The sequence below is a fragment of the Escherichia sp. WS1451 genome (genome assembly GCF_046487365.1).
GTDB lineage: Bacteria > Pseudomonadota > Gammaproteobacteria > Enterobacterales > Enterobacteriaceae > Escherichia > Escherichia coli.
In genome coordinates, this window is record NZ_JBJQJP010000014.1 from 22,885 (window position 1) to 47,829 (window position 24,945).

At 43.3% G+C, this 24,945-nt stretch carries 21 protein-coding genes; 10 read left to right on the forward strand and 11 right to left on the reverse strand.

Annotation, left to right across the window (positions count from 1 at the left end; genetic code table 11):
• Positions 1–214 precede the first annotated feature (214 nt).
• From ACJHX7_RS17415 to ACJHX7_RS17435, 5 genes are all read left to right on the forward strand, one after another.
• Positions 215–979, forward strand: coding sequence for a hypothetical protein (locus ACJHX7_RS17415; RefSeq protein WP_000277497.1), 765 nt, complete (start codon positions 215–217; stop codon positions 977–979).
• An 80-nt stretch (positions 980–1,059) separates the two neighbouring features.
• On the forward strand, positions 1,060–1,821 hold the full coding sequence (locus ACJHX7_RS17420; RefSeq protein WP_001167416.1) for a methyltransferase: 762 nt from the start codon (positions 1,060–1,062) through the stop codon (positions 1,819–1,821).
• A 93-nt stretch (positions 1,822–1,914) separates the two neighbouring features.
• Positions 1,915–2,178 carry a hypothetical protein gene (locus tag ACJHX7_RS17425; RefSeq protein WP_000149861.1) on the forward strand — a complete coding sequence of 88 codons (264 nt, stop codon included), beginning with the start codon at positions 1,915–1,917 and terminating at the stop codon, positions 2,176–2,178.
• A 44-nt stretch (positions 2,179–2,222) separates the two neighbouring features.
• The gene (locus ACJHX7_RS17430; RefSeq protein WP_000491822.1) at positions 2,223–2,810 is read left to right on the forward strand and encodes a hypothetical protein; all 588 of its coding nucleotides are present in this window, start codon (positions 2,223–2,225) and stop codon (positions 2,808–2,810) included.
• 464 nt (positions 2,811–3,274) lie between these two features.
• Positions 3,275–5,695 (forward strand): Ig-like domain-containing protein, encoded by a 2,421-nt coding sequence (locus tag ACJHX7_RS17435; protein ID WP_000681217.1) that lies wholly within the window; start codon positions 3,275–3,277, stop codon positions 5,693–5,695.
• Positions 5,696–7,692: 1,997 nt separating this feature from the next.
• Here ACJHX7_RS17435 and repHI2 read toward each other — a convergent pair.
• Positions 7,693–8,781, reverse strand: a complete 1,089-nt coding sequence (repHI2, locus tag ACJHX7_RS17440; RefSeq protein WP_000159529.1) for an IncHI-type plasmid replication initiator protein RepHI2 — start codon at positions 8,779–8,781, stop codon at positions 7,693–7,695.
• A 1,107-nt stretch (positions 8,782–9,888) separates the two neighbouring features.
• A complete protein-coding gene (locus ACJHX7_RS17445; RefSeq protein ID WP_001572417.1) occupies positions 9,889–12,345 on the reverse strand; it encodes an Ig-like domain-containing protein in 2,457 nt (818 codons plus the stop codon).
• Positions 12,346–12,717: 372 nt separating this feature from the next.
• On the opposite strand from ACJHX7_RS17445, the gene ACJHX7_RS17450 reads away from it, so the two are divergent.
• On the forward strand, positions 12,718–13,344 hold the full coding sequence (locus tag ACJHX7_RS17450) for a hypothetical protein (protein ID WP_000966519.1): 627 nt from the start codon (positions 12,718–12,720) through the stop codon (positions 13,342–13,344).
• Positions 13,345–13,401: 57 nt separating this feature from the next.
• On the opposite strand, the gene ACJHX7_RS17455 is transcribed toward ACJHX7_RS17450, so the two are convergent.
• The 5 genes from ACJHX7_RS17455 to ACJHX7_RS17475 form a co-directional block, all read right to left on the reverse strand.
• Complete coding sequence (locus tag ACJHX7_RS17455; protein WP_000535422.1) at positions 13,402–13,683, reverse strand: hypothetical protein; 282 nt, start codon at positions 13,681–13,683, stop codon at positions 13,402–13,404.
• A complete protein-coding gene (locus tag ACJHX7_RS17460) occupies positions 13,664–14,113 on the reverse strand; it encodes a hypothetical protein (protein WP_410231669.1) in 450 nt (149 codons plus the stop codon). Before ACJHX7_RS17460 ends, ACJHX7_RS17455 begins: the two co-directional genes overlap by 20 nt.
• Positions 14,114–14,173: 60 nt before the next feature.
• Complete coding sequence (locus ACJHX7_RS17465; protein WP_000070863.1) at positions 14,174–14,350, reverse strand: hypothetical protein; 177 nt, start codon at positions 14,348–14,350, stop codon at positions 14,174–14,176.
• The gene (locus ACJHX7_RS17470; protein WP_042634269.1) at positions 14,347–16,038 is read right to left on the reverse strand and encodes a DUF4942 domain-containing protein; all 1,692 of its coding nucleotides are present in this window, start codon (positions 16,036–16,038) and stop codon (positions 14,347–14,349) included. The genes ACJHX7_RS17465 and ACJHX7_RS17470 overlap by 4 nt, the downstream gene beginning before the upstream one ends.
• 247 nt (positions 16,039–16,285) lie before the next feature.
• Positions 16,286–17,449, reverse strand: a complete 1,164-nt coding sequence (locus tag ACJHX7_RS17475) for a hypothetical protein (protein WP_000114859.1) — start codon at positions 17,447–17,449, stop codon at positions 16,286–16,288.
• A gap of 369 nt (positions 17,450–17,818) precedes the next feature.
• Here ACJHX7_RS17475 and ACJHX7_RS17480 point away from each other — a divergent pair, with 369 nt between their 5' ends.
• Positions 17,819–18,631 carry a DNA adenine methylase gene (locus ACJHX7_RS17480; RefSeq protein ID WP_001121575.1) on the forward strand — a complete coding sequence of 271 codons (813 nt, stop codon included), beginning with the start codon at positions 17,819–17,821 and terminating at the stop codon, positions 18,629–18,631.
• A gap of 8 nt (positions 18,632–18,639) precedes the next feature.
• On the opposite strand, the gene ACJHX7_RS17485 is transcribed toward ACJHX7_RS17480, so the two are convergent.
• The 4 genes from ACJHX7_RS17485 to ACJHX7_RS17500 all read right to left on the reverse strand — a co-directional run bounded on the left by ACJHX7_RS17485 (position 18,640) and on the right by ACJHX7_RS17500 (position 21,715).
• Positions 18,640–19,494, reverse strand: coding sequence for a hypothetical protein (locus ACJHX7_RS17485; protein ID WP_000970403.1), 855 nt, complete (start codon positions 19,492–19,494; stop codon positions 18,640–18,642).
• Positions 19,495–19,728: 234 nt separating this feature from the next.
• A complete protein-coding gene (locus ACJHX7_RS17490) occupies positions 19,729–20,445 on the reverse strand; it encodes a zinc finger-like domain-containing protein (protein WP_000838218.1) in 717 nt (238 codons plus the stop codon).
• The gene (locus ACJHX7_RS17495; protein WP_000594931.1) at positions 20,442–20,642 is read right to left on the reverse strand and encodes a hypothetical protein; all 201 of its coding nucleotides are present in this window, start codon (positions 20,640–20,642) and stop codon (positions 20,442–20,444) included. Before ACJHX7_RS17495 ends, ACJHX7_RS17490 begins: the two co-directional genes overlap by 4 nt.
• 17 nt (positions 20,643–20,659) lie before the next feature.
• Complete coding sequence (locus tag ACJHX7_RS17500) at positions 20,660–21,715, reverse strand: hypothetical protein (RefSeq protein ID WP_001065779.1); 1,056 nt, start codon at positions 21,713–21,715, stop codon at positions 20,660–20,662.
• A gap of 476 nt (positions 21,716–22,191) precedes the next feature.
• On the opposite strand from ACJHX7_RS17500, the gene ACJHX7_RS17505 reads away from it, so the two are divergent.
• The 3 genes from ACJHX7_RS17505 to ACJHX7_RS17515 all read left to right on the forward strand — a co-directional run bounded on the left by ACJHX7_RS17505 (position 22,192) and on the right by ACJHX7_RS17515 (position 24,937).
• The gene (locus ACJHX7_RS17505; protein ID WP_000594612.1) at positions 22,192–23,067 is read left to right on the forward strand and encodes a RepB family plasmid replication initiator protein; all 876 of its coding nucleotides are present in this window, start codon (positions 22,192–22,194) and stop codon (positions 23,065–23,067) included.
• A gap of 1,148 nt (positions 23,068–24,215) precedes the next feature.
• The gene (locus tag ACJHX7_RS17510; RefSeq protein ID WP_000423602.1) at positions 24,216–24,569 is read left to right on the forward strand and encodes a hypothetical protein; all 354 of its coding nucleotides are present in this window, start codon (positions 24,216–24,218) and stop codon (positions 24,567–24,569) included.
• 17 nt (positions 24,570–24,586) lie between these two features.
• Entirely contained in the window at positions 24,587–24,937 is a 351-nt protein-coding gene (locus tag ACJHX7_RS17515; RefSeq protein WP_024152015.1) for a type IV conjugative transfer system protein TraL, read from the forward strand.
• Positions 24,938–24,945: the final 8 nt, after the last annotated feature.

A 24,945-nucleotide genomic window follows, 5' to 3' on the forward strand; every position in this document is an offset into this window, starting at 1 on the left:
AAACCATGTTTATTATTTTACCAGCGATGCTATTTTAAAGTCCGTCTAAAATAAAAAACCAAAAAGTTAAATTTGAAGCCATCCTTCCTAAATTCATTTCTTGCGCATATTAGCCCCTGCTTTAAGTATATAATTTTTGAAAAAGTTGTCTGGAGGTTATTAGCTCGTGCATCTGGATTGTTAATATAAAGCCAACACAGAAAAGGAAAACAAAATGTATAAATTAGTATCTCCTCGTGAACTGACTGAGATTATTACCGGTTTACTGCTTAAACCTGAACTCCTTGGTGAGCTGGACTCACCAGAAAAGCATCGGATGTTTATGGCAGATTTAGGCCGGGTGGTGGCAGAACATTGTGGAGGTCTGGTAAACAGCGTCGTCTTGCCAGGAGCTGAAGTTACAGTGCCGGATGGGTTACCGCTTAACGGCCAGCCAGTACGTTATCTCGGAATCAAAGAGAGCATCCCTCACCTCCTTGTAGAGCCTGATGCTTCCTTACCTTCGCTCGCTAAAAACGTCTGGATGTATGCAGATCCTGAAGGCTGGAAAGAACATTTTGGAGCTGAGGAAGACTGCCTTACTCATGAAATGATGCAGCTGTTCCGTAAAGGTATCCAGGCTCTTCAGAAGGAGCATGATACCCCTGAAATTAGCCTCACACTTCAGGACTGGCGCCTGGAGGAGGAAACACTGAGAGAAGAGGACAGTCAGGCCTATCAGGTCAGCGTTACCGGCCAACATAACATCCACTGTGAAGTTGTTAACAAGGAAGGTAACCCCTGTTTTGGTGTCATGTTCGAAATCGATCAGGGTGTGCCTGCCTTACACATCAACACCGGCGGGGATATGTTGCTCCACATTCATTGCGCCCATAACGGACTCGTTCTGACCCCTGATGCAAGCGGTCAGCGATTTGAGAAGGCTCCCGTTGACCGCTTCGCTTATAACAGCCCATCCCTGCTGTTGTCTGCCGACTAACCAAGGCCAAATCTGAATTGTCCTGTTTAAGTAACCAACCCGCTGCCGCCAGGCGGGTAAATCCTCTTAATGGAGTTTTAATGCAAATCTCAACTGAAGTTCTGAACGTCTTATCTCGCTGCCGTGCTGAAGGGAACTTTCTTTTCCTGGCCGACCAGCTCGACCGCAGCATTTATGTTAAGACAAACAAAGTGCTGGAAGCTGCCGGTGGCAAATGGAACCGAAAAGAGCAGGCACATATTTTTACGGCGGATGCAGCTGAGCGTATCGAGCAAATCATTCTGACAGGTTCGGTCGACATCCCACGTGATTTGTTCAATTTCTTCCCTACCCCTGAGAATTTAGTCACAGATATGGTTCTACGCGCTGAACCAGCTGCCGGGGAACGTGTTCTGGAGCCTGAGTTTGGTGATGGCCGCATTCTGAAAGCCTTAAAACTGGCGGCTCCGGATGCATTGATTACCGGGATCGAATTGAACGATGAGCGATTCCTTGCAGTGAAGAACGATAGTGTCCTTAGCACAGGGGCCGAGCTGGTGCATACCGACTTTCTTGGGTACCAGCCCGATGAAACTTTTGATGTTATCGTTATGAATCCACCATTCCTTAAACGCTCTGACGTTAAACATGTCATGCATGCCATCGCAATGCTCGCTAAGCGAGGTCGCTTACAGGCCATTCTGTCAGCTGGGGTATTGTTCCGGGAAGACACACTGACAAAAGCGCTCAGGGAGCGAGTCAAACAACTTGGCGGACAAATTTCGCCTCTTCCGGATGATACATTTAGGGAGTCCGGAACAAAGGTCAAAACAGCCCGCCTTGAAATTGATCTTCGCCGCTAACTGACAAGCAACCGGAAAGAAATCTTAATACGAGTAGCCGGTTAAAGTTACCTGACCGGCTTAACTGACTAAATCAATAAAGAGTGAACAGAAATGACGCATACTGCCGTTTCTCAGGCTAATAGTGCTTTGCAGCTACCCACGCTGGAGCATGTCTACGCACTTCTGAAAGCAAATTGTAAACCTGACCGCTTTGACGGGCGTGACGGACCCGTGTGGGGCCAGGAATACTCGTGGAATCTGGCAAAAGATCGCTTACAGGATCTGGAGAAATACGGTAAGGCATATGTCTCCCGTCATGAAGACCGTATGGGGGAAGGATTTAGTTTTGGTCCTGACCTGTTAATTATTCGCTAACGCTCTTAAGGCCTGATGATATGGTAAGCACAACTGGAAAAAATATGTTTTCAAAGCCTATGACCACTTTCACACCAGAACGTATTGAACAAATTTTGGAATTTTCCGAGGGTAGTAACCCAAGCGAAGCAATGAGTCTTAGAGCTGACGAAGTTGCTGTACTGGCACGTATTGGAAAGGCAGTTATGTCGATTGCGCCTGTTTATCAGTGCGAGTTTTGCCACCATGACGCAACCGGGCAACTTCAGTGGCACTGGGAAGATGTGAACAAAGCTTTTTATGATAAATACGATCCAGACAGACGCGGAAGACGTCGAATCCTCTATACCGCCCCGCCGATGCCTTTAGTTTCGGCTGACCTGCTTAACATGGCTTCATCTGCTATTGAAGACTTGCTCACTAACAAAGACAGAAGTGGTGCGGGAATGTGGAATGACATTCCAGAACAGCTACGACGCGCAGCAGAACTGGTAATGGATAATAGCCGGGCCGCTGAAATAGAAGCGATGCTGATGCGTCTTTATGTAGAATGTGACACCGGTGAGCGCAGAGGCAACGGCAGTCAATCTGGCGTAGCAATGCCTTCGTGGCAAACCGTTGAAGAGGCACGTGTGTTGCTGGGGGTGAAATGATGCAGTTCTCGCCAGGGCAGTTTGTAATTCACAACAAGAAGCGCCTTGCGGAACGAAGGTAGACGTACTGACTGAGGTTCACTCCCCTCTCGACTGGTGGCGTAATACCGCCAGGTTTTGATTCATATATGCCGTCCGTTAACGCATTTATATCTGTCATACCTAATTTATCCTGATTCTTTTTTACACAAAGTAAAAGCATCACTTAATGCGATATGTGGATGCCGATAGTTTCAGGCTAATGTTATAAGTTTTGCAATCGTTGCCAGTTTGGATACCACAGCAATGTCAGATGTAATTCCAAAAAGAAAGATTTACGTCCTGAACGCACAATAAGGTTTGTCGAAAGGCAAATTATAGATTTGTAATTTCGAGCACCATATGGAGAAGTTTTTTATACTTTTACGAACATAGTGACCTTTAGGAAAAGCTTAAAATAACACCAAACCTAAAGGGGAATAAGAATGAAACATCTCGCTTTTATTACTGCTGTAGCCGGACTCGGTATGTCTGTTCAGGCCCCAGCTCAGATATATGAATCGGCCTTTAAGGACACGAACGGTATTGAGATCCACGCCCCGTCTTCTCGTCTTATGCTTAATCCGGCATCACCGGTAACTTTGACACTTATTTCAGGTCTTGATCGTTTCGTTAATGTCAAAGTCACGAAAGACACTGGAACTGTCATTCTTAATACTACGACTACACGGACGGGTGTATCAGACCGACTAACAGCTGCTGACGGTAGTGAGTTCTACGGCAAAAAAGTAACTTTGCCTGCTTTGGGTGAAGGCAAATTTGTCGTTCAGATAAACGTGTTAGATCTCAATCAGAAGCCTGTAGCGACCTATAACTATAACTGGCTAATTGATGTCACCCCTCCAGCGGCAAATGCTCTTACCGCTAATACTGGTTCTGGCTCTACCGCTGGTGACGTGTGGAAGCTTGGATTAGAGGCAACGGGGCAGTATGACTTCACCTCTTCGGGCGTAAGTGATGCAAATGGTATTGATAAGGGCCTAATATATATTTACAGGCAGGACGGTAGCCTCTACAGCACTACACAGATGCAGTATGACGTATCCGGCCAAAAGATGTACCACACTTACTCTAAGAATTCAGTTAAGGGAACCGGAATACCAGACAGCAACCTGGATGAAGACTTTACTGCAAAAGTTGTTATCTTCGATAACGCAGGTAATAGCCGAACGCTGCCAACTCAAAAATTTCGCTACGACAACACGCTGGGTGAGATGACACTGTGGGCCGTTCATGATCCAAATACGTCTTCCAGCGTCGTACCCGGGGTTTCTAATTATCCGGCTTACAAAGCCGGTATGGTCGTTAACGAAAACCCTATTCGATTAGTCTACCGGATCCCAAAATCTAACTACCGTGCTTATTCAGAAGGTGGGCTTCAGTTCATCAATCAATATTCCGCCCCCAAAGAGATAGCTGTAGACAGCACTTATGCTTATGTTGAAATGACTCTTCCCTATGGCTCAATTAATGGGGATATGGCTCGTATGGCGAACTTTGGCCAGTGGGGAGGGTATTATCCGTCATACAGCCTCGTTCTAAACCCATCTGCAAACCAAACGCCTGCATTTGCGGGTACCTGGGTAGATTTCCTCGATGATAAGGGGAACTGGGTTAAGTGGAAGGATTTTGAGAGTGTGGCTTCATCACGACTGCCAATTAAAATTTCCCGACTTCGTTTTAACGTTGAAGCCCGGCCCTTTGCACAGGAGATCGGCGGTAAGGCGACCTGCACCATTCCGGCAGGAAAAACCTCGTGTGAAGCGCCTGAGACGTTTGATATGGCCTTGGGTACCCAGGGCTACAATAGAATCCTTTACTTCGTTCGCAGCATCAGCAATCCCATTTTGCGGTCTGAGCAATGGATTATGACACGCTGGAACAATAAACAACTGCCGGTAATAAACTCGATATCATATGACGAGACTAACAAGCAGCTGGATGTACTGGCGTCACTTGAAGGCGATGGTAACTGGTTCGACTCGGTCTCATTGAGGGAATTTTATCTTTCCGATAAGAACACCGGTACCCGGATGTCACCAACAGGCGTAATCAAATCTCGTATCTCAGGTAACTACACGATTGCTTATGATTTATCCCGTCAGTCTGAAGGAAAATACAACGTTGAGGTCAACATCAGGGACTTCTTCCAGAACCAGACCAATAAAACTTTCGGAGAAATTGCTCTGGATAACACTCCTCCGACAGTGGCCATAACATTCGACGGAAAGCCGGTAAAAGACGATACGGTAGTGTACGGCCTGGAGAACCTCAGGATCGCTCTGGCAGATAATCTGACAACCCCGAGGATAACCCGTCTTCAGCTCGTAGGTGGCCCCACAGCTGATAACGTTGAGCTTACGTGGTCACCGGCAGGCAAAGATACATACATGCCTGAGTATCCGAGGCTGTTCCCAAATTTCGAACCATCTGAAAATTATTCAATTAGCGTAACAGTTGCCGATAGTCAGTCGAATACCAAAACCTATACTCAGAAGTTCAGTTATCTACCGAATAACCTTGTGCAGTTACATAATCTACGCACATTGTCGGTCAGTTCACCTCTCAAAACGACAGATGGCGTACCACTTGCGTACCTGTCCACTAACGTTCTGCGTAAGACAAATGGAGAAATTGCTAAAGGGGTCCAGAACGCAACGCTGACTGTGCGGAAGGATGCAGCCTTCGGTATTAAATTTAATGGGGCACAGGCGGCTCCAGGCGAGTCAGTTGAGGTGCAAATAGATATGGGCCAGGGGGATAATCTTCTGTTACCCGTTTATCCTTCCGAAAATGGGAAAGTTGGCACCTCAGAATTCATGATTCAGATCGACGAGTTGAAGTAACTACCCGGAGCCGACAGTAAAACTGACGGCTTCAATTTTACTGCCCTCCTCGACTCCGATCAGCCAGTACGTCTTCAGAGATTCGCAAGGAAGAACCGAAAGAAAAGTTACTTTAATCGTACGTTTCCAGCGATGCTTTCAAAAGACAATGCATACTCGTTGATTACGACAATGGGAGTGAGTGTCGAACCCCTTGAGTAAGGATACCTGGTAAATATACAGCCCCGGGGATTCTCTTCCTTCAACCGGGGATGACAACGGGAGTGAGTCCGGCAACTCACACCTGTTGTCACTTCTCTGACATATCGTCATACGAGCTTACTCAAGCGCATCCACAAAGATGGGATCGTTTTGAATCTAAACTGGTACTGGTTAGCCAGTCACTTGCATCTACTCCCCCGTCGATATTTAAGTGACAATTGTAGTGATCTGCAATACTGGTGTCTCAGAAACACTGACGACGGTAGAGACTCAATACCCTAACCCCTGACAACAGAAGTGAGCTTAGAGGTGTTACGCTGCTGTCACCTAATGCTTGGGAATTGCCTGACTCACAACCATTGTCATCCGGAGCTACTGATTAACGTTGAACCGCTGGACTTTAATGACAGTGGTAGTGATGGATAGGCTCATTTCCATTGTCGTCATTTTATCGGACAAGCCTCTTCGTCCTACAGGTTTAAGCTGACAATGGTAGTGATTGGATGATCTCACTACTGTTGTCACTCAGTTCTTTGAGCGGACCCTTCCCTCGGTTGGTCGGCATTAACAACGGTAGTGACTCGATTGGCTCACTGCCATTGTCATCGTGTAAATGACGTACCTTATCAGCTCAGCTGAAAGCAATGACAACGGTAGTGACTCTAATTGCTCACTGCCATTGTCGTCGTGTCTATTGAGAGCCTTATCAGTGCACCTGAAAAGCAATGACAACGGTAGTGATTCTAATGGCTCACTACCGTTGTCACCGTGTGTATTGAGAGGATGGTCCACTTAACTGGACGTATATGACAATGGTAGTGACTTTAATAGCTCACTACCATTGTCGGTGTGTGAATTGAGAGGATGAGCAGCTCAGCTGTACGTCCATGACAATGGTAATGACTTAATGAGCTCACTACCGTTGTCACCCTGTTAATTAAGAGGCTCATCTGCTCTTCTGGAAGGCTATGACAACGGAAGTGACTTGCTGGGCTCACTGCCATTGTCGCCGTATGAATTGAGAGGATCATCCGCTCTTCTGGATGGCAATGACAACGGTAATGACTTAATAGGCTCACTACCATTGTCACCCTGTGAATTGAGAGGATGATCTGCTTAACCAGACGGCCATGACAACGGTAGTGACTTTCTGGGCTCAATACCGTTGTCACCCTGTGAGTTAAGAGGTTGACCCGCTCTACTGGACGGCCATGACAACGGTAGTCACTTTCTGGGCTCACTACCGTTGTCGCCATATAGAATGAGAGGAGCATCAGCTCAACTGAACGGCAATGACTACAGTAATGAGCTGGATGAAGCATAACCATTGACATCTGGCCCAACCGGAAGCCGTATTCGCCAATCCAATCGAGATTCACAATGGCCGTGACTCGCCGCATTAAGTTCCGGTGTCCTCCCAAAGCTGAACGCACACTCGGAGGACAATGACAATGCCAGTAAGGTACACATCATTACCATTGTCACTATAGCTACCAGAGAAGCCGGGATTTGAATGTCGATGGTAGTGAGTGGGTCAACTCACTGCCATTGTCACCCCGTTACGATATTTTCCGTTGGATGTACTGGCCAATGAAGTAAAGCGTAGAAACCGGGTGTTAACAGGTGACTCAGGAGAAAGCGTTGAATTTCGCAATCTCGATCTACATAGGGTGGTAGAGAACAATGACAACGGTAATGACTTTTGACTCATTACCGTTGACGTGAAAGAGCGGGCTGGGACTAACGAAAATCGAAGAAGTAATTTAGCACCCGGAGCCTAAACCGCCGGGTTAACTTTAGCTGGCGTTGCTGTTCTTTTTCTGGCTTCGAAGACTACGAATATAGCGCAGTTCTTCAGCGGTTAAATCATGGACGGTAAGAACATCATCGCCGTCAATCGGGTCAGCTGGTGGGCATAACTCACCTTCTAAAACAGAAGACCCTGAGTTCTCTTCTTCATCTTCAACCACTTCTAAAGGAGGCTGAGTATTGTTCAAATTCAGATCGGGATCCCGCTTATGAATCTGGAAGTATACTTTTCCGTCTTTCTTAATTTCGGTGTACTTGAGGTATCCTATCGATGCCAACTCTTCAAGAGCCTTTCTCACGGTAGCATTCTGACTATTTGCTCGTGTTTTGAGGTTCAGACGATTTTTCAGCCGAGTAAGGGATATCGGTATAGGATTTGGCGGTAATGACTCTATGAACGTATAGAGAGCCTGGGCGCTTTCCTTCTTGGCCAACTCCTTAATTGCCTTCAGCTGCATCAAAACCTTATGATCGTATTGATAGAGCTCGAAAATCTTAGGATCAACCTGAAGGACAACCTGATCTGATTCCGGGTCTAACAGGGCAGACTGTACCAGATGCGTTGTATAGACTTTGGACGAGTTATTACTGGTGAACGACAAGGTAACGGATGCTAACCTGCGTAAGGAGGCGTCTATACGTTTTCTGGACGCTGTAGATGAGCGATAATTTTCAGGCGTACATAGCTTGAGGAATTCAGTGAATTTTAAGCTTATCGTGTCATTGTTAATCGGATGATTGGCATAGGTTCGAATGATGCCCATCCACGTCTTAAAATCTACTGACATATTAAGACGCTCACCGACAATTGAAATATTGGTGAACCCCTCGCTCTCCATTAAAGAGAGCGTCTGTAACTCTTTCGTTGCGTCAAAGCCAACCGTTTTATATTCCCGATTTTGACGCCCCACACTCTTTGGTGATGGGACGAACAGCCCGAGCCGCATCAAAGCAATAGACTGCACCGTACGGTTGCTGTTAGGACGCAAAATGATGTCTTTACCTGATTCTTTCTCTCTAACAGAGAAAGCCCTGGTGACCAGGTCCTGCTGCTCAGTATCTTTCTCTTTAGTCATAATAAGTTATCACTGAATGTGTAAACAGATTGGTGAATAGTAAGCCCCAGCGAACTCTATGTCACTGGATGGATCATTGTGATGATCCATATCTGTGCATAAGTTCTACCTAAAAAAACGACTCCACTCATTAAAACTTGGCAAAAACTCTTTGCATACAATGACCTGCAACTCTTATCAACAACGGATCAGATCAAGTTAAAAAGATCTAATGAAAAGTCACTACTATTGTCGCTCTGATCACTACTGATGTCAAAAAACTCATTACCAACGTTATAATAATCACTACTAATGTCAAAATAATCACTACTGTTGTCACTGATCACGTCTCAGGCCTTGTGCCGTCTGGCCTGGAGGCAGCGGGGATCTCTTTTGATCTATCAGGAACACTAAGGTACTAATTATTGGAACTACCTTGTGGAAAATGGGGATAAATAAATGCTTAGTTCTTATACAGGTCTCAACTTGCCTCCCTGATAAAAACTGTCGTCAAAGCTAAATCACAGCCACAGGCATTTTCGGTGGATAAATTTTTGAGAAATAGAAGCATACATGCAGACTCGTGTCGCAAGTAATTGAAAGTAATGATTTATTTAAATAATGCGAGTCACCTTACCTCACAGTGGAAGTTTAAGTCTAACCTCACTACCATTGTCACTTAAAATCATTACCAACGTCGAAATAGTCTCTACCATTGTCTTTTAAGTCACTCCCGTTGTCACTTATGTCGCTACTGTTGTCAGTGACAATGCTCCAGCCCAGTAACCATGCGGCCTACAGCGTACCGGGATCTTCTTTGTACTCTCTGGCACCTTTGGGATCATTTATTGGATCTACATGAGGGATAAAATCTTTTGACGATTTCGTAGTGCAGTTATACCAGCGACTTAGCAAGACAAAAGCTGCAATTTAGTGACGAGTTACTAGTCTGCCCAACAAGAGCAATGCAGAGAAGATATGTGGTGAAATGACCATGGTAGTGAGTCTAATCACTACCATGGTCCGCAGTAAGCGTTACTTACGCAATGAACGTCGGACTGATTTGCAACAACATGGGCTACGGCGCATCAGAAGGCGGCCGTTGTGCTTCAGCAAAACAGCCCTGCTTTATTTTAATTCTTCAATGTTAATCATGAACTCAGATCTGCCAGTAAGGCCGGATACAGCAGGGAAAATAGGAAAGCTACGGCTGTCCCCGAGCCCCAAATCCAGTTGAAGCTCTTTGCTTTCACCTGGCATCGCAGAAACGCCATTTACAGTCACGCCGAATGCAGCGTCCTTACGGACAGTAAGCACTGCGTCCTGAAGCCCTGTAGCGATTGAACCATCCTTTTTACGCAGCTGGCTGGCATACAGAACAGCCAGAGCAGTATTGTCAGATGTTTTGAGAGAAGCATTGACAGCTAAGGTTTTCAGATTCTCTAGCCTGACGAGATTGTTTGGAAGGTAGTTAAATTCGACTGAGCTTTCTTTAACGTTGTTCATCTCATCTTTGGCCTGAACTGTGAGAGTGTATGTTTCGCCTTCATTAAGAGACGGAAAGATCTTGGGATAATTAGGTGCATACAGGTTGTTTCCCAGATTCACCCAAGACAATTCCACCGCATCAGAAACAGGGCCACCGCGAAGAGTCATACGGCTTAAGGATGGTTTAGTTAGAGCATCGGTGAGCTGTATACGGACGTTCTCCAGCCCATATACTGTTACGTTTTTGCTGATCGGTTTTCCTTCGTAGCTAATACTTACAGATGGTGCTGTATTATCAACGACAACTGTTTGATAAGGGAGGTTACCGGTATTGTTGAATGTATCTTGGGCATTAATCACCACGTTATAACTGCCTTCTGGTACCTCTTTCATGTTGAACTCATACGTGTAGTTCCCAGACGCCATATTTCTACCTGTTTGTTTGCCGGTTACGCTTATTTCTGCGTTGTTACGGTTTTTATCTGACAACCAAACTCGATTTACATAAACATGGTCGAAATATGAACCATCTCCAGGTTGATTCACGTAAACCTGGAGAATGTTGGTGGTTTCATTGTAATCAAATCCAGTGACGGAGGGACCCAGTGTATGCCAGGCTATATTCTCCCATATAGGGGCAAAGAAGGTTGCTTCGGTGGTTGACCTTACTTCATAGCCACTATGAAGATAACCGGTAGTGCCATTTATAATATCCTGGGGCAAAGAGACGGTACAGGTTGTTGAGCCAGCTGGAATACTGCATGTTGCTCCGCCAGTGATTTTTTGATCATATGGCCTGGCCTGTACATTGAATCGGATATTAGTAAGTTTTATAGGCATATCAGATGCCTTGAACAGGTTCCAGTTTACGCTGTTGAACCATGTTCCATCAGCCTTTTGTCGTTCTATGGGTGAACTTCCCCAAGCCGGACTCTTTACAGAGGCAGGATCCCAGTTGAGCCAGCTGGCATACTGACCAAGATCTCCTCCAGACCATTGATATGTATTCACAGGTCTATAGTAGTTTCCATCTAAGGCACCCTGTGGCAGCTTAACTTCCACGTAGACATAGGTGGCATCTTCGGAAAGGACCTGTACTCCGCCATAGTTATTGGTAATGCTCATGCCACCATTTCGATATGGCTTCCAGTTAGTTCTTGGGATACGTATAACCAACTTGTAGGGGTTTTCCAGCACTGTAAGGCCTCGTTTAAACGGGACGTATCCCGAAGAAATGCCGGGTACAACACTGGTGCTTACACGTGAGTCATGAACTGCAAATGGCGTAAATTCTCCCATTTGATCGTCATATAAAAACCGCTGGGGAGGAATGTTAAGCGTATTTCCTGCCAGGTCCGTAACGATGAAATTGAAGGTGAATTCTTCATCAAGATCACTTGAGGGCATGCCAGCCTGGGTGTTCATATCTTTAATCCACGGATAGAACGCACGTTTATTGGCTGTGTCATAACTCAGGTTATTGTCGGAGACCACAGAACCATTACTTCGTTTAATGACAAGACGGATCTTGTCAATTCCACTAGCATCCTCAATACCGTCTGCAAATATAGAAAACTGGCCACTACCGCCTCGGCCCAACTCCCAAAGTGGCCCAGAAAGTACCATGTCGTAACCTGCGTTTTGACTCGGATAAATACTCTTATAGCGTGGAGGAGTTGTATCAACGATGAAATGATAAGTAGATGTGCTCACTACAGTCTGGCGAATATCCAGAGTTTCATTGACTACAGTAAAGGTCCCTTCTCCGAGCGCCGGTAGAACCATATCCTTTCCATAGTATTCTGTTCCATCGGCAGCAACGATACGATCTGCAACGCTCGTTTTGGTCGAGACGGAGGAATACATAACCTTTTTATCGCTGTCTCGTGTGACCGTCACTCGCTCGTACCGATCAAGACCCGATATCAAGTTCAGAGTCAAAACACCAGCGGGATTAAGATATGTTTGTGTTGCAGGTTTGATATTCCGAACAGCCTTATTGGTATCTGTAAATGAGTAGCTAAATACCTGAGCATGTGCCGAAGATACAGTAGCAAGGGCAGTTGCAACCATGCAGCCAATTAGAGTTTTACGCATATGATGCTCCGGGAATAGGTTATAGCCTTATTCTACGGATTCAGCCTACAAGGTCCGGTCGGATAAAGTGATAATTTGCCTGTTAAAAGAGACATCAAGTGAGAAAGCAACCAACGTACAGAATGCAAAATGGCGGCAGTGCATCTGGATGACGCAAAAGTAACTTTTTGTATCCACTTTTTTGGATTTTAGCCTTCAAAATGAGTATTCAACCAATCATAAAAGTAACTTTTGATAGACGCTGCTCCTTTATGTTTGCCAATTGTGCTGATATGTTTGTAAATTCAAGGAAGCGAGATTTTAAAAGCATCTGTTGAGTCAAATTTATGTAAAATAACAGGGAAACCATCACTTCTAGGTTGAGGAAACCCAATGTTATACATGCTCTTATGCTGTTTTCTGATGCTCAACAGTACATTCGTTATGTTCAGAGCAATGTCTGCAATAAGTAAAGGATCCGCTAAAGAAAACCGGTCTGAAATATCGCTGATAGTCCTAGCAACACTTGGAATCGCATCACCATTCATTGTCGCAATGATTACTATTAATGAAAGTATGACATCTAAAACAGTAACAGATTTTTCTTTGGGTGCTCAGTGGTACGGAATGGTTTCAGCGGTAGCGCTAATGGGGTTATATGCTCGACGCGTTTGGAAAGAGAAGAAGTCCTTATTTACTGGCGCTTTCCTGGCCTCTTCCTTAATGGCCTTTATTTTTACTGACAGCCTTGTTTTCGTATCCCAGAAGGACACCGGCGTTCTGGCTACTTTCGTACTCGATAAAAACGCTGGAGATATTGATTGTAGTCGCCCGGCTATGATTGTCCATTACAGTAAAGGTGTTCCAACGGACTGGCGTTGCCCAACCAGTATCATGTTGATGGCGTATTCTTCATATCCTTTTTTACCCTGGCCTGAGTATAGCCATGGTACCAGCCAGTCTCTTACGGTTGTTATTGATACATTTATGGAAAACGCTGTTAATCTCAGCCAAAAATAAAAAATAAACCTCACTAGTGAGAGGTTTTATAAACCTGAGCCACCAATCTAATTAACTCTATATTTTTGTTTTAGCTTTTTTAAAGATAGACTTACCGAATAAAACAGCAATTATAGAGCAAAGGCCTGGCGTTAGGACAAAAGCTAATAATGCACTGCCAAAACTTGTCATTTCAGGCACCAGGAACCAGCTGATAGGCCACGTCAGGGCTGGTAAATTTAGCGGATCATAAAGCGCATGTAGAGCGCTTAACACACAGTAAAGTGCTAAAAAGCAAACTAGATAAACAACGATCCACATTTTAATTTGCTCAGCAATTTCAAATTTTGGACTGCCCATGCTTTACCTCAGTGGCTGAATATTGATGGTTAATATCTTTAATCACCCGTAAGCACTTAGTGCATACCTTAGTTCGATTTGTCTGCTTGTCCAGAGTGTATTTAACTTCAAGTTGACCTCCAGCATTAAGCAAAGTGAGCATCTCATCTTCTAACACGCTTCGGTAAATGGTCTTGGCCGAGAGTGTGCCCGGTAACGAGTACTCAACATAATTGTTTGAAACTCTTACCGATTTAGGGATTTTACCACTGAGCTGGGTTTCATTCGTTGAAGGCATTACAGTTGCTTTAATCACAGTTGCCGGTGACCAGAAATCCTGATAACGCACTTTATGAATTTTATCAGCTCTAAGGCCTAACCACACATTTCCGGCGATAAGAACAATAAGCAATCCATAAACTGATCGTCGAATGTTACGCCTTTTAATCACAATGTCCCCCATCCCTCAAATATCATTCTAAATAACTGCACCAGGATATCATGAGCGTAATTAATAGAATTCTTCATAACCGGGGTTTTCAGTTGAGTTTGCGGACTCTTTACTTTGCGGTTTCTCACCCTCTAGTTGAGTATCCCTGACAGGCTTGGATTTACCCATGCTCCTCTGAAAGGTATCCATAACAAACTCAATATCTTCTTCTGGCAGGCTGGTGGGTTGGTTGCTCATAGGACTTCCTCTTGTTGAATACGTTCGGCGTACAGGATGCGAACCGAAACGGTCGTGTTTTCAAACTCGTTCTCAAAAACGTCCATCCATTCCGTCCGGAATTCTTCCCCCAAAAGGTTATCGAGCCCCTGAAGAGATAATGGAAGAACGGCTGCTAGAGATCCCCCGGCTGCGAGATGAGATGCAGCTGCCTGGAGATGCAGCCTGGCCCGGTTATCGGCAAAAGGTGGGTTCATCACGACATAATCAAACTTCTTCTGTTGATTAGACTTAGACCATGTGAGGAAGTCAGCTTCTGTCGTATCGTATCCCTTAGCCCGGGAGATAAGGCAATTCAAAGTATCAAGCTCGATGCCAGTAACGATCACACCGGCAGGGAATGATTTAAGCAAATCCGCATGGCCAATATTAGGCTCCAGGAGGGTATCCCCTTCCCCTGCACCAAGCAGGGAAGATACATATTCGCTGATTCGGCAAGATGAAGGGTAAAACTGATGCGATACAATATCAGGCATCTCCCCTATCTGGCCGATGTAACGAATAACCTCACACGGATCATAGGAAAATGTCACATCGTATTTTGTTACTGTTGCCCCTAAGAACCGAAGGGTGTCAGCGGCAACACTCGAAGATTTGCGTTCGGCGAGAGACCCTAAAGATGTCCAGCAACTCCATTTATTGTCCCCGTCATTTTTAAACATCAGTTCAGAAAGCTGCATCCGGGTATCAAAGTCGATGCACTGCTTAAGTACAGGGAATGCCTCCAAAGATTTCTTGCTATGAGCCATACGGTCGGCAGGTAATGCCAGCGGTACGATAGCTGATAAAATATTGTTAAGCCGCTCGGCGATATCAGGGTGGACGTCAATATGCATTGATCCATTTTTGTAAACCCTGAAACGAATACTGTTGCCATCGATGCAGATCCATTTTCTGAACCCCTCATGTTCGACCAACGCCTCAACCAATGATTTGGTGTTATGGATCGCCTTCACCTGTTCGCCACGGAAGAATGCGCATATAACGCGGAGCTCGCTCAGCGGTGAAATGCCAGACTCTTTAAAATCCACCCTTAATTTCTGCCAGGGGTATTTAGACGGCTCGCAAACTCCGGTAGTGATCATGCGGGTGGAGAACCCAAAAGCTTTGTTTGTCTTGTGACTGCGGCTCAGAGACTGGAAGACGTCGTAAACCCTTTCTTTAATAAATTGATTGCGGTCATTAAGCAAAGCAACGACTGTGCCCACTACAGCGTCAGCTGTGAAATCAGGGATCACCTGAGGCGGCATAATATAACGGTCGGCCGTAAACTGCTTATCCCATTCGTTACGTTTGGCATCCGACATGATAGGCAAAACATCAGTGAGTGCCATAACGCATTTCCAGTATTCTGATCTCAGAGCGTTTTCTGCGAACAAAGCATCCGCTTCTGAGATGCTGTGGTTGTAGCCTGAGAGATAAGAATAAAGTTTCTGGTGATTGTGGGTTTTGAACTGGACAGCCATGAGTTTCAACAAGCAGAGTTCATCATTATAGGACTCAACAAGATCCGCGATAATGCCGAGCTCTTTGCGCATATCTGGAAGAAATGTTTCAGGAGAGCTAACCACCAGGCTATGAGAGGTTGTTAAAGCCAGTACGCTGTGACCTGCATTATCGGGTTTAGCTTCAGAATCAAGAGATGACATTTTACCGGTCCTTTAGAAAAAACTTTTACCAGGATAGCAACGTCGCTCAGTAACCTAATAGGTTCAGTGACACGAAAAAGTTTTTTATGTCTCTGAATAAAACTTAAAGATGTCAACTCATAGAAAGAAGCAAAAAAAAAGCCCCGCATAAACGGGGCAAGAACGATACATGGAGGTTTAAAAAAGGCGGGCAAAAAGCCTGAATCCTTAATGACTCTGACAAAACCAGCACTTTGCCAAAAGTAAATTATTCTGCGTCCGGCTGTGGGTCAGTATCCTGATCGGTCTCTTCCCCTGCCTTCTTAGCATTTTTTTTACGTGGGTATTTTGGCTTCTCACCATTAAGTTTTGCCTGACGATTCTCCGCACGGCGAAGCTGCTTGTTCTCTGATTCTGTGATCTCTTTTGAAAGATTTCTCAACATCTCCAGAGTACTGCGGTTCAACGTAATGTTGATTTCTTCGTCAGCACTTGAATCTGTCAGCTCCGGCAATTCAATATCCCCCAGTTTCTGTAATAAGCTGGTGGTGATGAGTTTGACGCCTTCTACGGCTTTTGTGGCAATAACCGGCGGAATCCGTGCTGGCTTGAAGTCTGAAGGTCTGACTCGTACCTGACCATGTTGGGTTTTTTTCACCGTGATGCCATTCGCATCGGCCTGCTCAAGTTCTGCGATCATCTTCTTGATACGTGAAATTGCTTCTGTTTCGCCGAGCTCATCGATCAGTGAAAGCACGTTAACATACGAAATAGCGTCAGCATGAATCCATTTCTTGATAACAACAGAACAGGTTGTCAGGCGGATAAGAGAACTGATGGTCGTCGGGCTTTTATTTTCACGTTGAGCAATTCGTTCGAGTGACCAGCCAGCAAGAGAATGTAGGCGACGATAGGACTCGCCAAGCGCAACAGGAGAAAGCGCAAGACCACGGTTACCATCAATGGTCGCGAGCTCACAGCCAATTTCATCTTCTTTAATCTCAACGCAAAGGATTGTGATGTCATGATCTTCATCACATGCCATCATTGCGGCTTTTAAACGGCAGTGCCCCTGGCGAACAAAAGGTACCCCATCAATGACACGTACTCGGATAGGGTCTACATAGTCACCTCGAATGTAGGCATTCTTGATGTTGTAGATGTGTTCTTCAACCTCAGGGAGCTTATAGTAATCGTCACCCATTCCCATTTCGCGGGAGTTGAAGCCTGGCGTGACCTGAATTACTGAAGGGTGGATAGCCCATGCTTTCTGGTCACTTACTTCAGTACAAAGTTCAGGGTTTGCATCACGGAACTGTTTAAGCCCAGTGACGTAACGGCCTGTGCCAGTAACTACTGAAAAGGCAACATGGGCCGTTTTAAAGACCTTGTCATTAGCTTGCTGTGTAGGTTCTGTCAGTAAAACACTCATAGGGGCTCCGTTACATTTTTCTGCTTACTTTCTGCGTAGCGGGGATACTACCGAAAAAAAAATTCATAATTTTTCGCAAAAAAGGTACTTTTTGAGCCTATTCTGATTTTTTACAAAAAAAGGTGGCTCCCCATTACTTGTGATGGCATAAAAATCGCTTCATAAACAAATACATAAATCCAAAACATAAAGTTCAGGTATAAGTGAGGAAAAATCTTATAAATCCGAAATGCTGAAAGTCAAAACTGTGCGTCTTAAACAACTTTTTTTTGCTCCCTAAGTTATTAGTTAAAGCCCGTGGTTAGGTACGATACCAGCACCTAAATTTCTCTCTCAGGTATAGACACTTTGACTCGACATCTCAGACACATGCCGATAATCAAATGGGCTGGTGGAAAAACGAAACTGATGCCTTTCATCAGCCATCACTACCCACACGATCATAGTTGCCGGTGGGTAGAACCCTTTATAGGCGGTGGTGCCGTTTTTCTGAACATGTTTGCACAAAATGCATTGCTTGCAGATAGCAATCCAGACTTGATCAACCTATACAGGACTATTCAAAGACAGAAAACTAACTTTATAAATCAGGTCCAAAACTTGGCGGATAAAACCTTTGTCGAAAAGGACTACTATGAGATGAGGGACCGTTTCAACAAAACCTGTATTTCTGGTCAATCGCTTCAAAGAGCGGCTTTGTTTTACTCCCTGAATCGCCTGGGCTATAACGGTATGTGCCGCTATAACTCAGAAAGAATCTATTCAGTGCCGTGGGGGAAACATACAGAACTGAAGCTTGACCTCAATAAAATAGACTACCTTTCATTTCGTCTTTCAGGTATTGAACTGATCACCGCTGGTTTTGAGGAGACTCTGGCCGCAACCGGTGAAGGAGATCAGATTTACTGTGATCCGCCATATGACAAAACAAGCAAAACTAGTTTTGTCAGTTACGATGGTAAACCGTTCAGCCAAAGCGACCACGTGCTGTTAGCAAATATGCTCGTTGACGCTCACAGAAAAGGCGCTGCTGTTGCGATATCAAATAGCCTGACATCATTCACTTTGGGCCTCTATGAAGAGCGTGGATTCGTCATACACAGACTCAGCGCTTACCGATCCGTAGGAAGTAAGCCGAATACACGGAAAACGGAAACAGAAATACTGGCCGTGCTGAAATAGAGTAAATTCTAATCAACTAGGCTAATCCATTCCTCAAAAGTTAATACCTCAGGGTAAGTTCGTTGAACATAAGGTATAAACTGAAGCTCTTCTATTCTCCGGTCGCCCCTCTTTCCTTCGCAAATAAATGAAATGAGTCCTTGCTGAGAAAGGCCAGTAAGGACGCTCATAAGTCTTATATTTAGACTTTTAAGCTGTAAGTCGTTATTAATGTCCTCCACTTTATGAGAGCTCTGGCCTGAACGTTTAAGATACTCGTAAACCATGAAATTCGAATTTCGTCGTTTTAACAATTTTTCGGTTATGCATTCCTGAATGAAGTCGCCAAGAGCATCTAAAAGCGGACTGAGAACTACCGGGAAAGTTAATGTGTAACTTTGAGAAGTTTTAGACAAAGTGAATGAGTTTAGAAAGCTAAAGTTTAGTCTCTTTTTTGAATATGGAACATAAGCGACAAGAGTAGTCGACATAACAGTAAGTAAAGCTTCAAGATGGTTCACTGTTATTAAAGTGGTTTTATCTGTATTTCTAAGATTATGGAAATCAATAAACGCTACTCTTGAACGGCTAAGCCAATCTTGTACTTTAATGTCGATAGAAAATTGCGAGATATGATTTGAACATTCATTTTGGGTGATAGGGCATGCAGACGAAAGATGGTTATGGATTATCATGCATAGCACAAAAAAAGGAAAACGGCAGGCTGTGGGGCATTGAAAACCGGTTAAAGAAAGCTTAGACGTTTCATATGCGCTTACCGGAAAAGTAACTTTTCTTAACGTTGGCTTTGACGATGTTCTTGCATTTTTACAAATGAAACCGAGACCCAGATCATTGTGCATTTTAAAGTCCATCTCCATCATCACCTTTTAGCCTTAACTGTATGGTATTGGTATACAAAAAATTAAAATTATAATTAATAAGATTATCATTTTTTTACAATAGAAAAGGTTCTGATAGAGGGGAATTTAAATGTAAAAGATTTATACTCGCAGATCTTTATGAGGGATAAAACCCATTGCGTAAGCAACAATATTACGTGAGTGAGTCCTAACGACAGTTAAAGTCTTGGCTCTATATTTAAGCAGCAAAAACATTTAACTGTCTTGGAGTTTATTTAACTTAAAAACTGTTATTGCAGCATAATTTTTCGAATCAAATTCATAGAATTTTCTGACTTTTCCAGTCAAATGATAACGTTCACCCAATAAAATGTGATCCTGTTTATCGGCCGTTAAAGCGATCCCGTCATTTCTAACTTTACCAGTAAATGTAAAAAAATAACTCCCTTTACTTTTTGCGTACGCGGCCCTGACTTCAGTAAATGTTAGTTCAATGCTTATGACCTGGCCGATATTGTAGCTATGTTTTAAAATTTCTTGTTCATTTTCCGGAGTTTCAGACAACATCACATCAAAAGTTGTAAAGAAACAATCCAGCTGGCGTTCTGTCAAGAAACGGTTATTGTCTAATTGCGCCAATATACTATTAGAAAACTTAGTGTTAGCCTTTTTTGCTTTCTCAATAAGGACGTGGTTTCTGGATTTCCATGCTTCGAGTGTTGGGTTAACACGCAGTTCCGGAATGTTATCGAGAAAGGTAATTGGCTCTAGTGCCACTAATTTTTCAATAATGGGTCCAACTGTTTGTACCCCATGACACTTTTCACATAAATCAGCCCCTTTGTGGCCTGTGCCCGCACATTCGTTACATTCTCTTTCGATAGGTGCATAATAATTTCCATCTCCGTTAAGTGATACATTCACTGAGGCTGGTACCATATGACCATCAAGAGTAAAGAAAAGAGATTTCATTTTCGAAACACCTCCAAACGTGCCTCTACGATTGCTACAGCTTCTTTCACAGTTTTTTCATAGTGGTCATGCCCTTCAGGAAATTGATCAAAACGTTTACCGTGTTCTAACTCTTCCATGTTGCGTTTAAGGACTTCATGAGTTAGAAGCAAATCACTATAATTATCGATAAGAGTCAGCTTTATAGGTTTAATCACTCAACTAATCCTCGTTTTTAATATTCCTTAAGGAGATCTCGAATTTCCAGAAGCTCTTCTAATTTTGGTTTAGAAACAATGATTGCTGTATTTTCGTCGTTAAGTAAAGACAATAAAATATTTAGCTTTTCATCATTCAAGATTATTTGAACACCATCATTGGAAAATATTACATTATTACTATTAACATTTTTGAACAAGTGTGCACTATCTCTACCAAATTTTAGTTCTGTTTGAGTATTCGTTATAGATTCCGTATGTGTACTTTCCACAAGCTCAAGAAATTCAGATTTTAGCCGTTCTGTTTTCTTATGCGAGAGGCGCTTAATACCCAAAGTCTTACGAGTGACTGCCGAATTTTTCTTTTCTGGTCCGCCTTTATTTAAGGTGTCTGGTCCTGCTCCAGCTGCATTGTGTTCAGGTATGCCTACAATTTTGCTCGTTGTAGTCTCAATATTCTTAACGCCAGGTAAGAAACCTTCTATATGTTTTAAAACCATTTTGTGATCGTTGGAATATTTTAACATTATTTCAATGGCGAGCGTTTTTTTGATTAGATTTAGGCTAATCAAACGTTGAAGCTCTAATGGCATATCAAGGATTTTTAGCATATTACGAATTGCGGTAGTTGATCGTTGATATCGCATTGCTAGTTCTTCAACCGAATACCCGAGACTAACAGCATGAGCTAATGCATGAGCTTGCCCAACCGGATTTAGCCCATTGCTTCTGTTACCATCGAGGTTCTCAAGGTATTCTTCAATTTCGTTTTTATAATCGATTAGGATAACAGATAATTTTGGAATATTAGCACCTTCAGAAATTGCTAATTTTAAGCCATGAAAACGAGTATGACCTTGACGAACTAAATATTTACCTTTTCTTTTTACGACCTTGATCATATCAACCTGCCTTCCTTCCTTAAAGGCTTGTTTGATTGACACAATCATCGACTTGACAGGTTCTTGTTCGTAACACAAATCTCCGATTACCGCCTCTCGGGGATTAAATCCCTTTTCAATTTCAACTAGATTAGTATCCACTTCAATGACTGTATGTTTGCTGTTGTTCATATCTTCCTCCTGTTTACTACATGATACATGAACCTCAAATTTGCCAAATAGGGCTGATACATCTAAAAGGTAAACTCAAAAAATTTGCTTAATAAAATTAAAATAAAAACTGTCTTGAATAAAACAATGATAGTAGACCCTCGTTCATTTCCGTTTGCGATCTGTAGATATTGTTAAAGGAGCGCTATTCCTTGTTTTATATGGACTTATCATTGTTTTCAACAGGATAGATCAATTCTTTAGATCACTAAAGATCAATAGAGTTCAAGTAAAGATCACGGCATCTTTAACTCATTGATTATAGTGACTTTATGAAAGGATCCGGCATTCGGATGCATGCGAAAAGCATTTGAATGAATAAGGAAGGCATTTACTGGAATGCTTATGGCATTTAGGTTAATGCGTAAAAAGCATTTGCAAGAATATGTTATAAACAGTTTGCCAAATGAAAATCTTATCACCGACGAGTTAAGTTAATGATTAAAAACAACGAGTTAATCCATCCTTTTGACGTAACCAGTAATGAATCAGGTAAGACTTATCAACTGACGCCTAACTCGTCCAAGTCGGTTCAGCCCGTGGCCCTGTTGAGATTGAGTGTATTTACCCCTGTCGGCACAAAAGAAAACCGCGACCGAAACTTTGAAGTTGATGCCTCTGATGAGCTTTCGTGTATGGAAATTGCAAGATCGGAGGGTTATGACGACATCAAGATAACTGGTGTCAAACTATCTATGTCTACCGACTTTAAGTGCTGGCTCGGGATCATCATGGCTTTCAGTAAATATGGTTTTACTTCCGAGAAGATTACCCTGACTTTTAACGAGTTTGCGAAGATGTGTGGTATCAGTTCAACAAACATCAACAAACGAACTCGTGCGCGCTTTAAAGAGTCATTAATGAACCTTGCATCGGTAGTGCTTGCCTTCTCAGACTCTCGGAGTGGTCGGTTCACAGTAACGCATCTGGTGCAGAAGGCTATGATTGATCCAAAAAGCGATACTGTTGAGTTGGTTGGGGATCCTTCTATGTGGGAACTGTATCGTTACGACCATAAGACATTGTTAAGCCTTCAGGTTCTATACATTTTGGCTAAAAAAGAAGCTGCGCAATCTCTCTATATTTATTTTGAAGCAATGCCAGCTGGTACGTTGTTCGTTAATATGAAACGGTTGAGGGAAAGGTTGCTTCTTACAACCCCTATTCGTACGCAAAACCAGATAATTCGTAAAGCAATGCGGGAACTTGAATCTATCGGATATCTCGATTATCAAGAAGTTAAGAAAGGTCGCGACATACAATTTCAGATCTTCAAAAGAAGCCCTAAGCTGGCCCTCGCCAAACAAGGTTGAAAGCTACCAGGTATGCACTGGTTATAACATGCTGAAAAATAAGTTATTTATCAGTGCTATGCTTAGTGCTTCTTTTACTACTGGTCTTACATCTCGGCTTAATGTGCAAAAAAGTAACTTTTCAAACGAACTCCTGACTATTCATCTGTATGCCTTTCTGGCTCAAGCGTACATGCTAGCCCATTCATTAAATGCCGTGGAGCAAGATGGTTTCGTGCGCACTCTATTCACGTGAATGCCTTTTGTGGATTACGCCTCTTACATTCATACAAATGCTTTTGATGTCGGTATCCCAAAAAATCATTCATTGAAATGCTTTTGTTTGCCACTGTATCCCGAGCATAGCTATGCAGTGGTATAAAAAGGCATTTTGGTGAATGGCATTAGGTCGAATGACACACAGTACAGCTTTGTTAAGAGCGAGAATGGTCCAAGACATCTATGACATTGGGCATCAGAAGGACTATGTGTTTGATATGAGATCAAAAAAATATCAGAAGCATCACAACTCCAATGGCATTCAAAGAAATGCCTTTGTTTTGTTAGTACACCAAACAACCCAAAATTCATGCAGTTATATCAAAGACTCATTCGCAAAAGGACTCAGCCAGAAAGCATTTGCTTAAATAGCATTGGCCAAAAGCATTCGAATGAATGATGTTCATATGGACAAGACAAAGTCCCACTCACGCCCAGAGGTGTAAAAGGCATTTAGATGAATGACGCACCGGCCGAGGATTGTATGTAGTTTCTCCAACTGATAGTTGCCGAACCAGGGAGCACAGTGATATGCGGCCTTCTCAGAATCAAGAGATAGATATTAAGGGAACAAAAAAGATTAGATATGAAGCTTAGTTACCTGCCCGATATCTAGTTAGAGCTTTTCAAACCATCAAAAGTGACTTTTATGCTTGAGGAGTCTCATCAGCTTCAGGATTGAGCTTAACGTAATCTTACCCCCTCCCCTCTTTCAAACTTTTACTAAGCGTTCACTGGTACTTTTCAAAGATTATGCTTTAGGCCCCTTTGCTTAAAAATTCACCAATCGCTAAACGTTAAAAAAAGGGGGTTTATGCGAACGGAAGGATCGGAATAAAAAAGTATTATTCATTCGCGTTTACGTGAACTCAAATCTACACGGAGTAATTATGGAACTTTCTTTAAATATTGGCCTTAGTGAAAAGAAATCTAACACGGCTGCACTTTTTAAAACAAAAAGCGCAAAAGTGATTTTGTTTGTTCTGCTGACCGTGCTTTTTTGCGGTCTGGCATATGCGGGTTCAGATGATGGGGCACTGGGAGATATTTGGTCATACATGAGTGAAAGTATGACTGGAGCTCCGGGCAAAATTCTGGCAGCCGCGATGTTGATCTCAAGCGTATATTTCTCTGTCCTTAAGCCTAACCCGGGCCTGGCACTGGTTTCATTATTCATGATGCTGGTAATGGCCAACGGCGAGAAAATTATCAGCACCTTTATGGATGCTGGCGTACCGCTGTAATTTATTGTTAATCATGCATGAGGGGGTTCATCCCCCTCTCTGGATTTTTAATGAGTAAGCAGAACGACGTTCCTCAGCATACCTATAGATTCCCTTTCAGGATCAACATGCCTCTACTGATTTTGTTTTGGGATGCAAAAAAAATAGGGCTTGCATTCATTCTGGTTGCATTTGGGAATATCTTCGAATGCTTCGGGTTTTCTGTTGTAGTAGCGGTTGTATATTGGATTGCGTATAACAAAGCAGCTGAGTCAGGAATAAGAGGATTGCTAAAACACAGACTCTGGTGGCTCGGTTTTTTGCCAGGTAAAGCAGTTTTTAGTAGCCGTTATTTCAACGATCCATTTATCAGAGATTTGTATTCTTGATGGAGCTA

Coding starts and splice junctions, on each gene's coding strand:
- ACJHX7_RS17465 (WP_000070863.1), bottom strand. CDS start 14,350: ATGAGCAACCAACCCACCAGCCTGCCAGAAGAAGATATTGAGTTTGTT.
- ACJHX7_RS17455 (WP_000535422.1), bottom strand. CDS start 13,683: ATGGGCAGTCCAAAATTTGAAATTGCTGAGCAAATTAAAATGTGGATC.
- ACJHX7_RS17445 (WP_001572417.1), bottom strand. CDS start 12,345: ATGCGTAAAACTCTAATTGGCTGCATGGTTGCAACTGCCCTTGCTACT.
- ACJHX7_RS17420 (WP_001167416.1), top strand. CDS start 1,060: ATGCAAATCTCAACTGAAGTTCTGAACGTCTTATCTCGCTGCCGTGCT.
- ACJHX7_RS17470 (WP_042634269.1), bottom strand. CDS start 16,038: ATGTCATCTCTTGATTCTGAAGCTAAACCCGATAATGCAGGTCACAGC.
- ACJHX7_RS17425 (WP_000149861.1), top strand. CDS start 1,915: ATGACGCATACTGCCGTTTCTCAGGCTAATAGTGCTTTGCAGCTACCC.
- ACJHX7_RS17480 (WP_001121575.1), top strand. CDS start 17,819: ATGCCGATAATCAAATGGGCTGGTGGAAAAACGAAACTGATGCCTTTC.
- ACJHX7_RS17505 (WP_000594612.1), top strand. CDS start 22,192: ATGATTAAAAACAACGAGTTAATCCATCCTTTTGACGTAACCAGTAAT.
- ACJHX7_RS17415 (WP_000277497.1), top strand. CDS start 215: ATGTATAAATTAGTATCTCCTCGTGAACTGACTGAGATTATTACCGGT.
- ACJHX7_RS17435 (WP_000681217.1), top strand. CDS start 3,275: ATGAAACATCTCGCTTTTATTACTGCTGTAGCCGGACTCGGTATGTCT.
- repHI2 (WP_000159529.1), bottom strand. CDS start 8,781: ATGACTAAAGAGAAAGATACTGAGCAGCAGGACCTGGTCACCAGGGCT.
- ACJHX7_RS17510 (WP_000423602.1), top strand. CDS start 24,216: ATGGAACTTTCTTTAAATATTGGCCTTAGTGAAAAGAAATCTAACACG.
- ACJHX7_RS17500 (WP_001065779.1), bottom strand. CDS start 21,715: ATGAACAACAGCAAACATACAGTCATTGAAGTGGATACTAATCTAGTT.
- ACJHX7_RS17450 (WP_000966519.1), top strand. CDS start 12,718: ATGTTATACATGCTCTTATGCTGTTTTCTGATGCTCAACAGTACATTC.
- ACJHX7_RS17430 (WP_000491822.1), top strand. CDS start 2,223: ATGTTTTCAAAGCCTATGACCACTTTCACACCAGAACGTATTGAACAA.
- ACJHX7_RS17490 (WP_000838218.1), bottom strand. CDS start 20,445: ATGAAATCTCTTTTCTTTACTCTTGATGGTCATATGGTACCAGCCTCA.
- ACJHX7_RS17515 (WP_024152015.1), top strand. CDS start 24,587: ATGAGGGGGTTCATCCCCCTCTCTGGATTTTTAATGAGTAAGCAGAAC.
- ACJHX7_RS17475 (WP_000114859.1), bottom strand. CDS start 17,449: ATGAGTGTTTTACTGACAGAACCTACACAGCAAGCTAATGACAAGGTC.
- ACJHX7_RS17485 (WP_000970403.1), bottom strand. CDS start 19,494: ATGATGGAGATGGACTTTAAAATGCACAATGATCTGGGTCTCGGTTTC.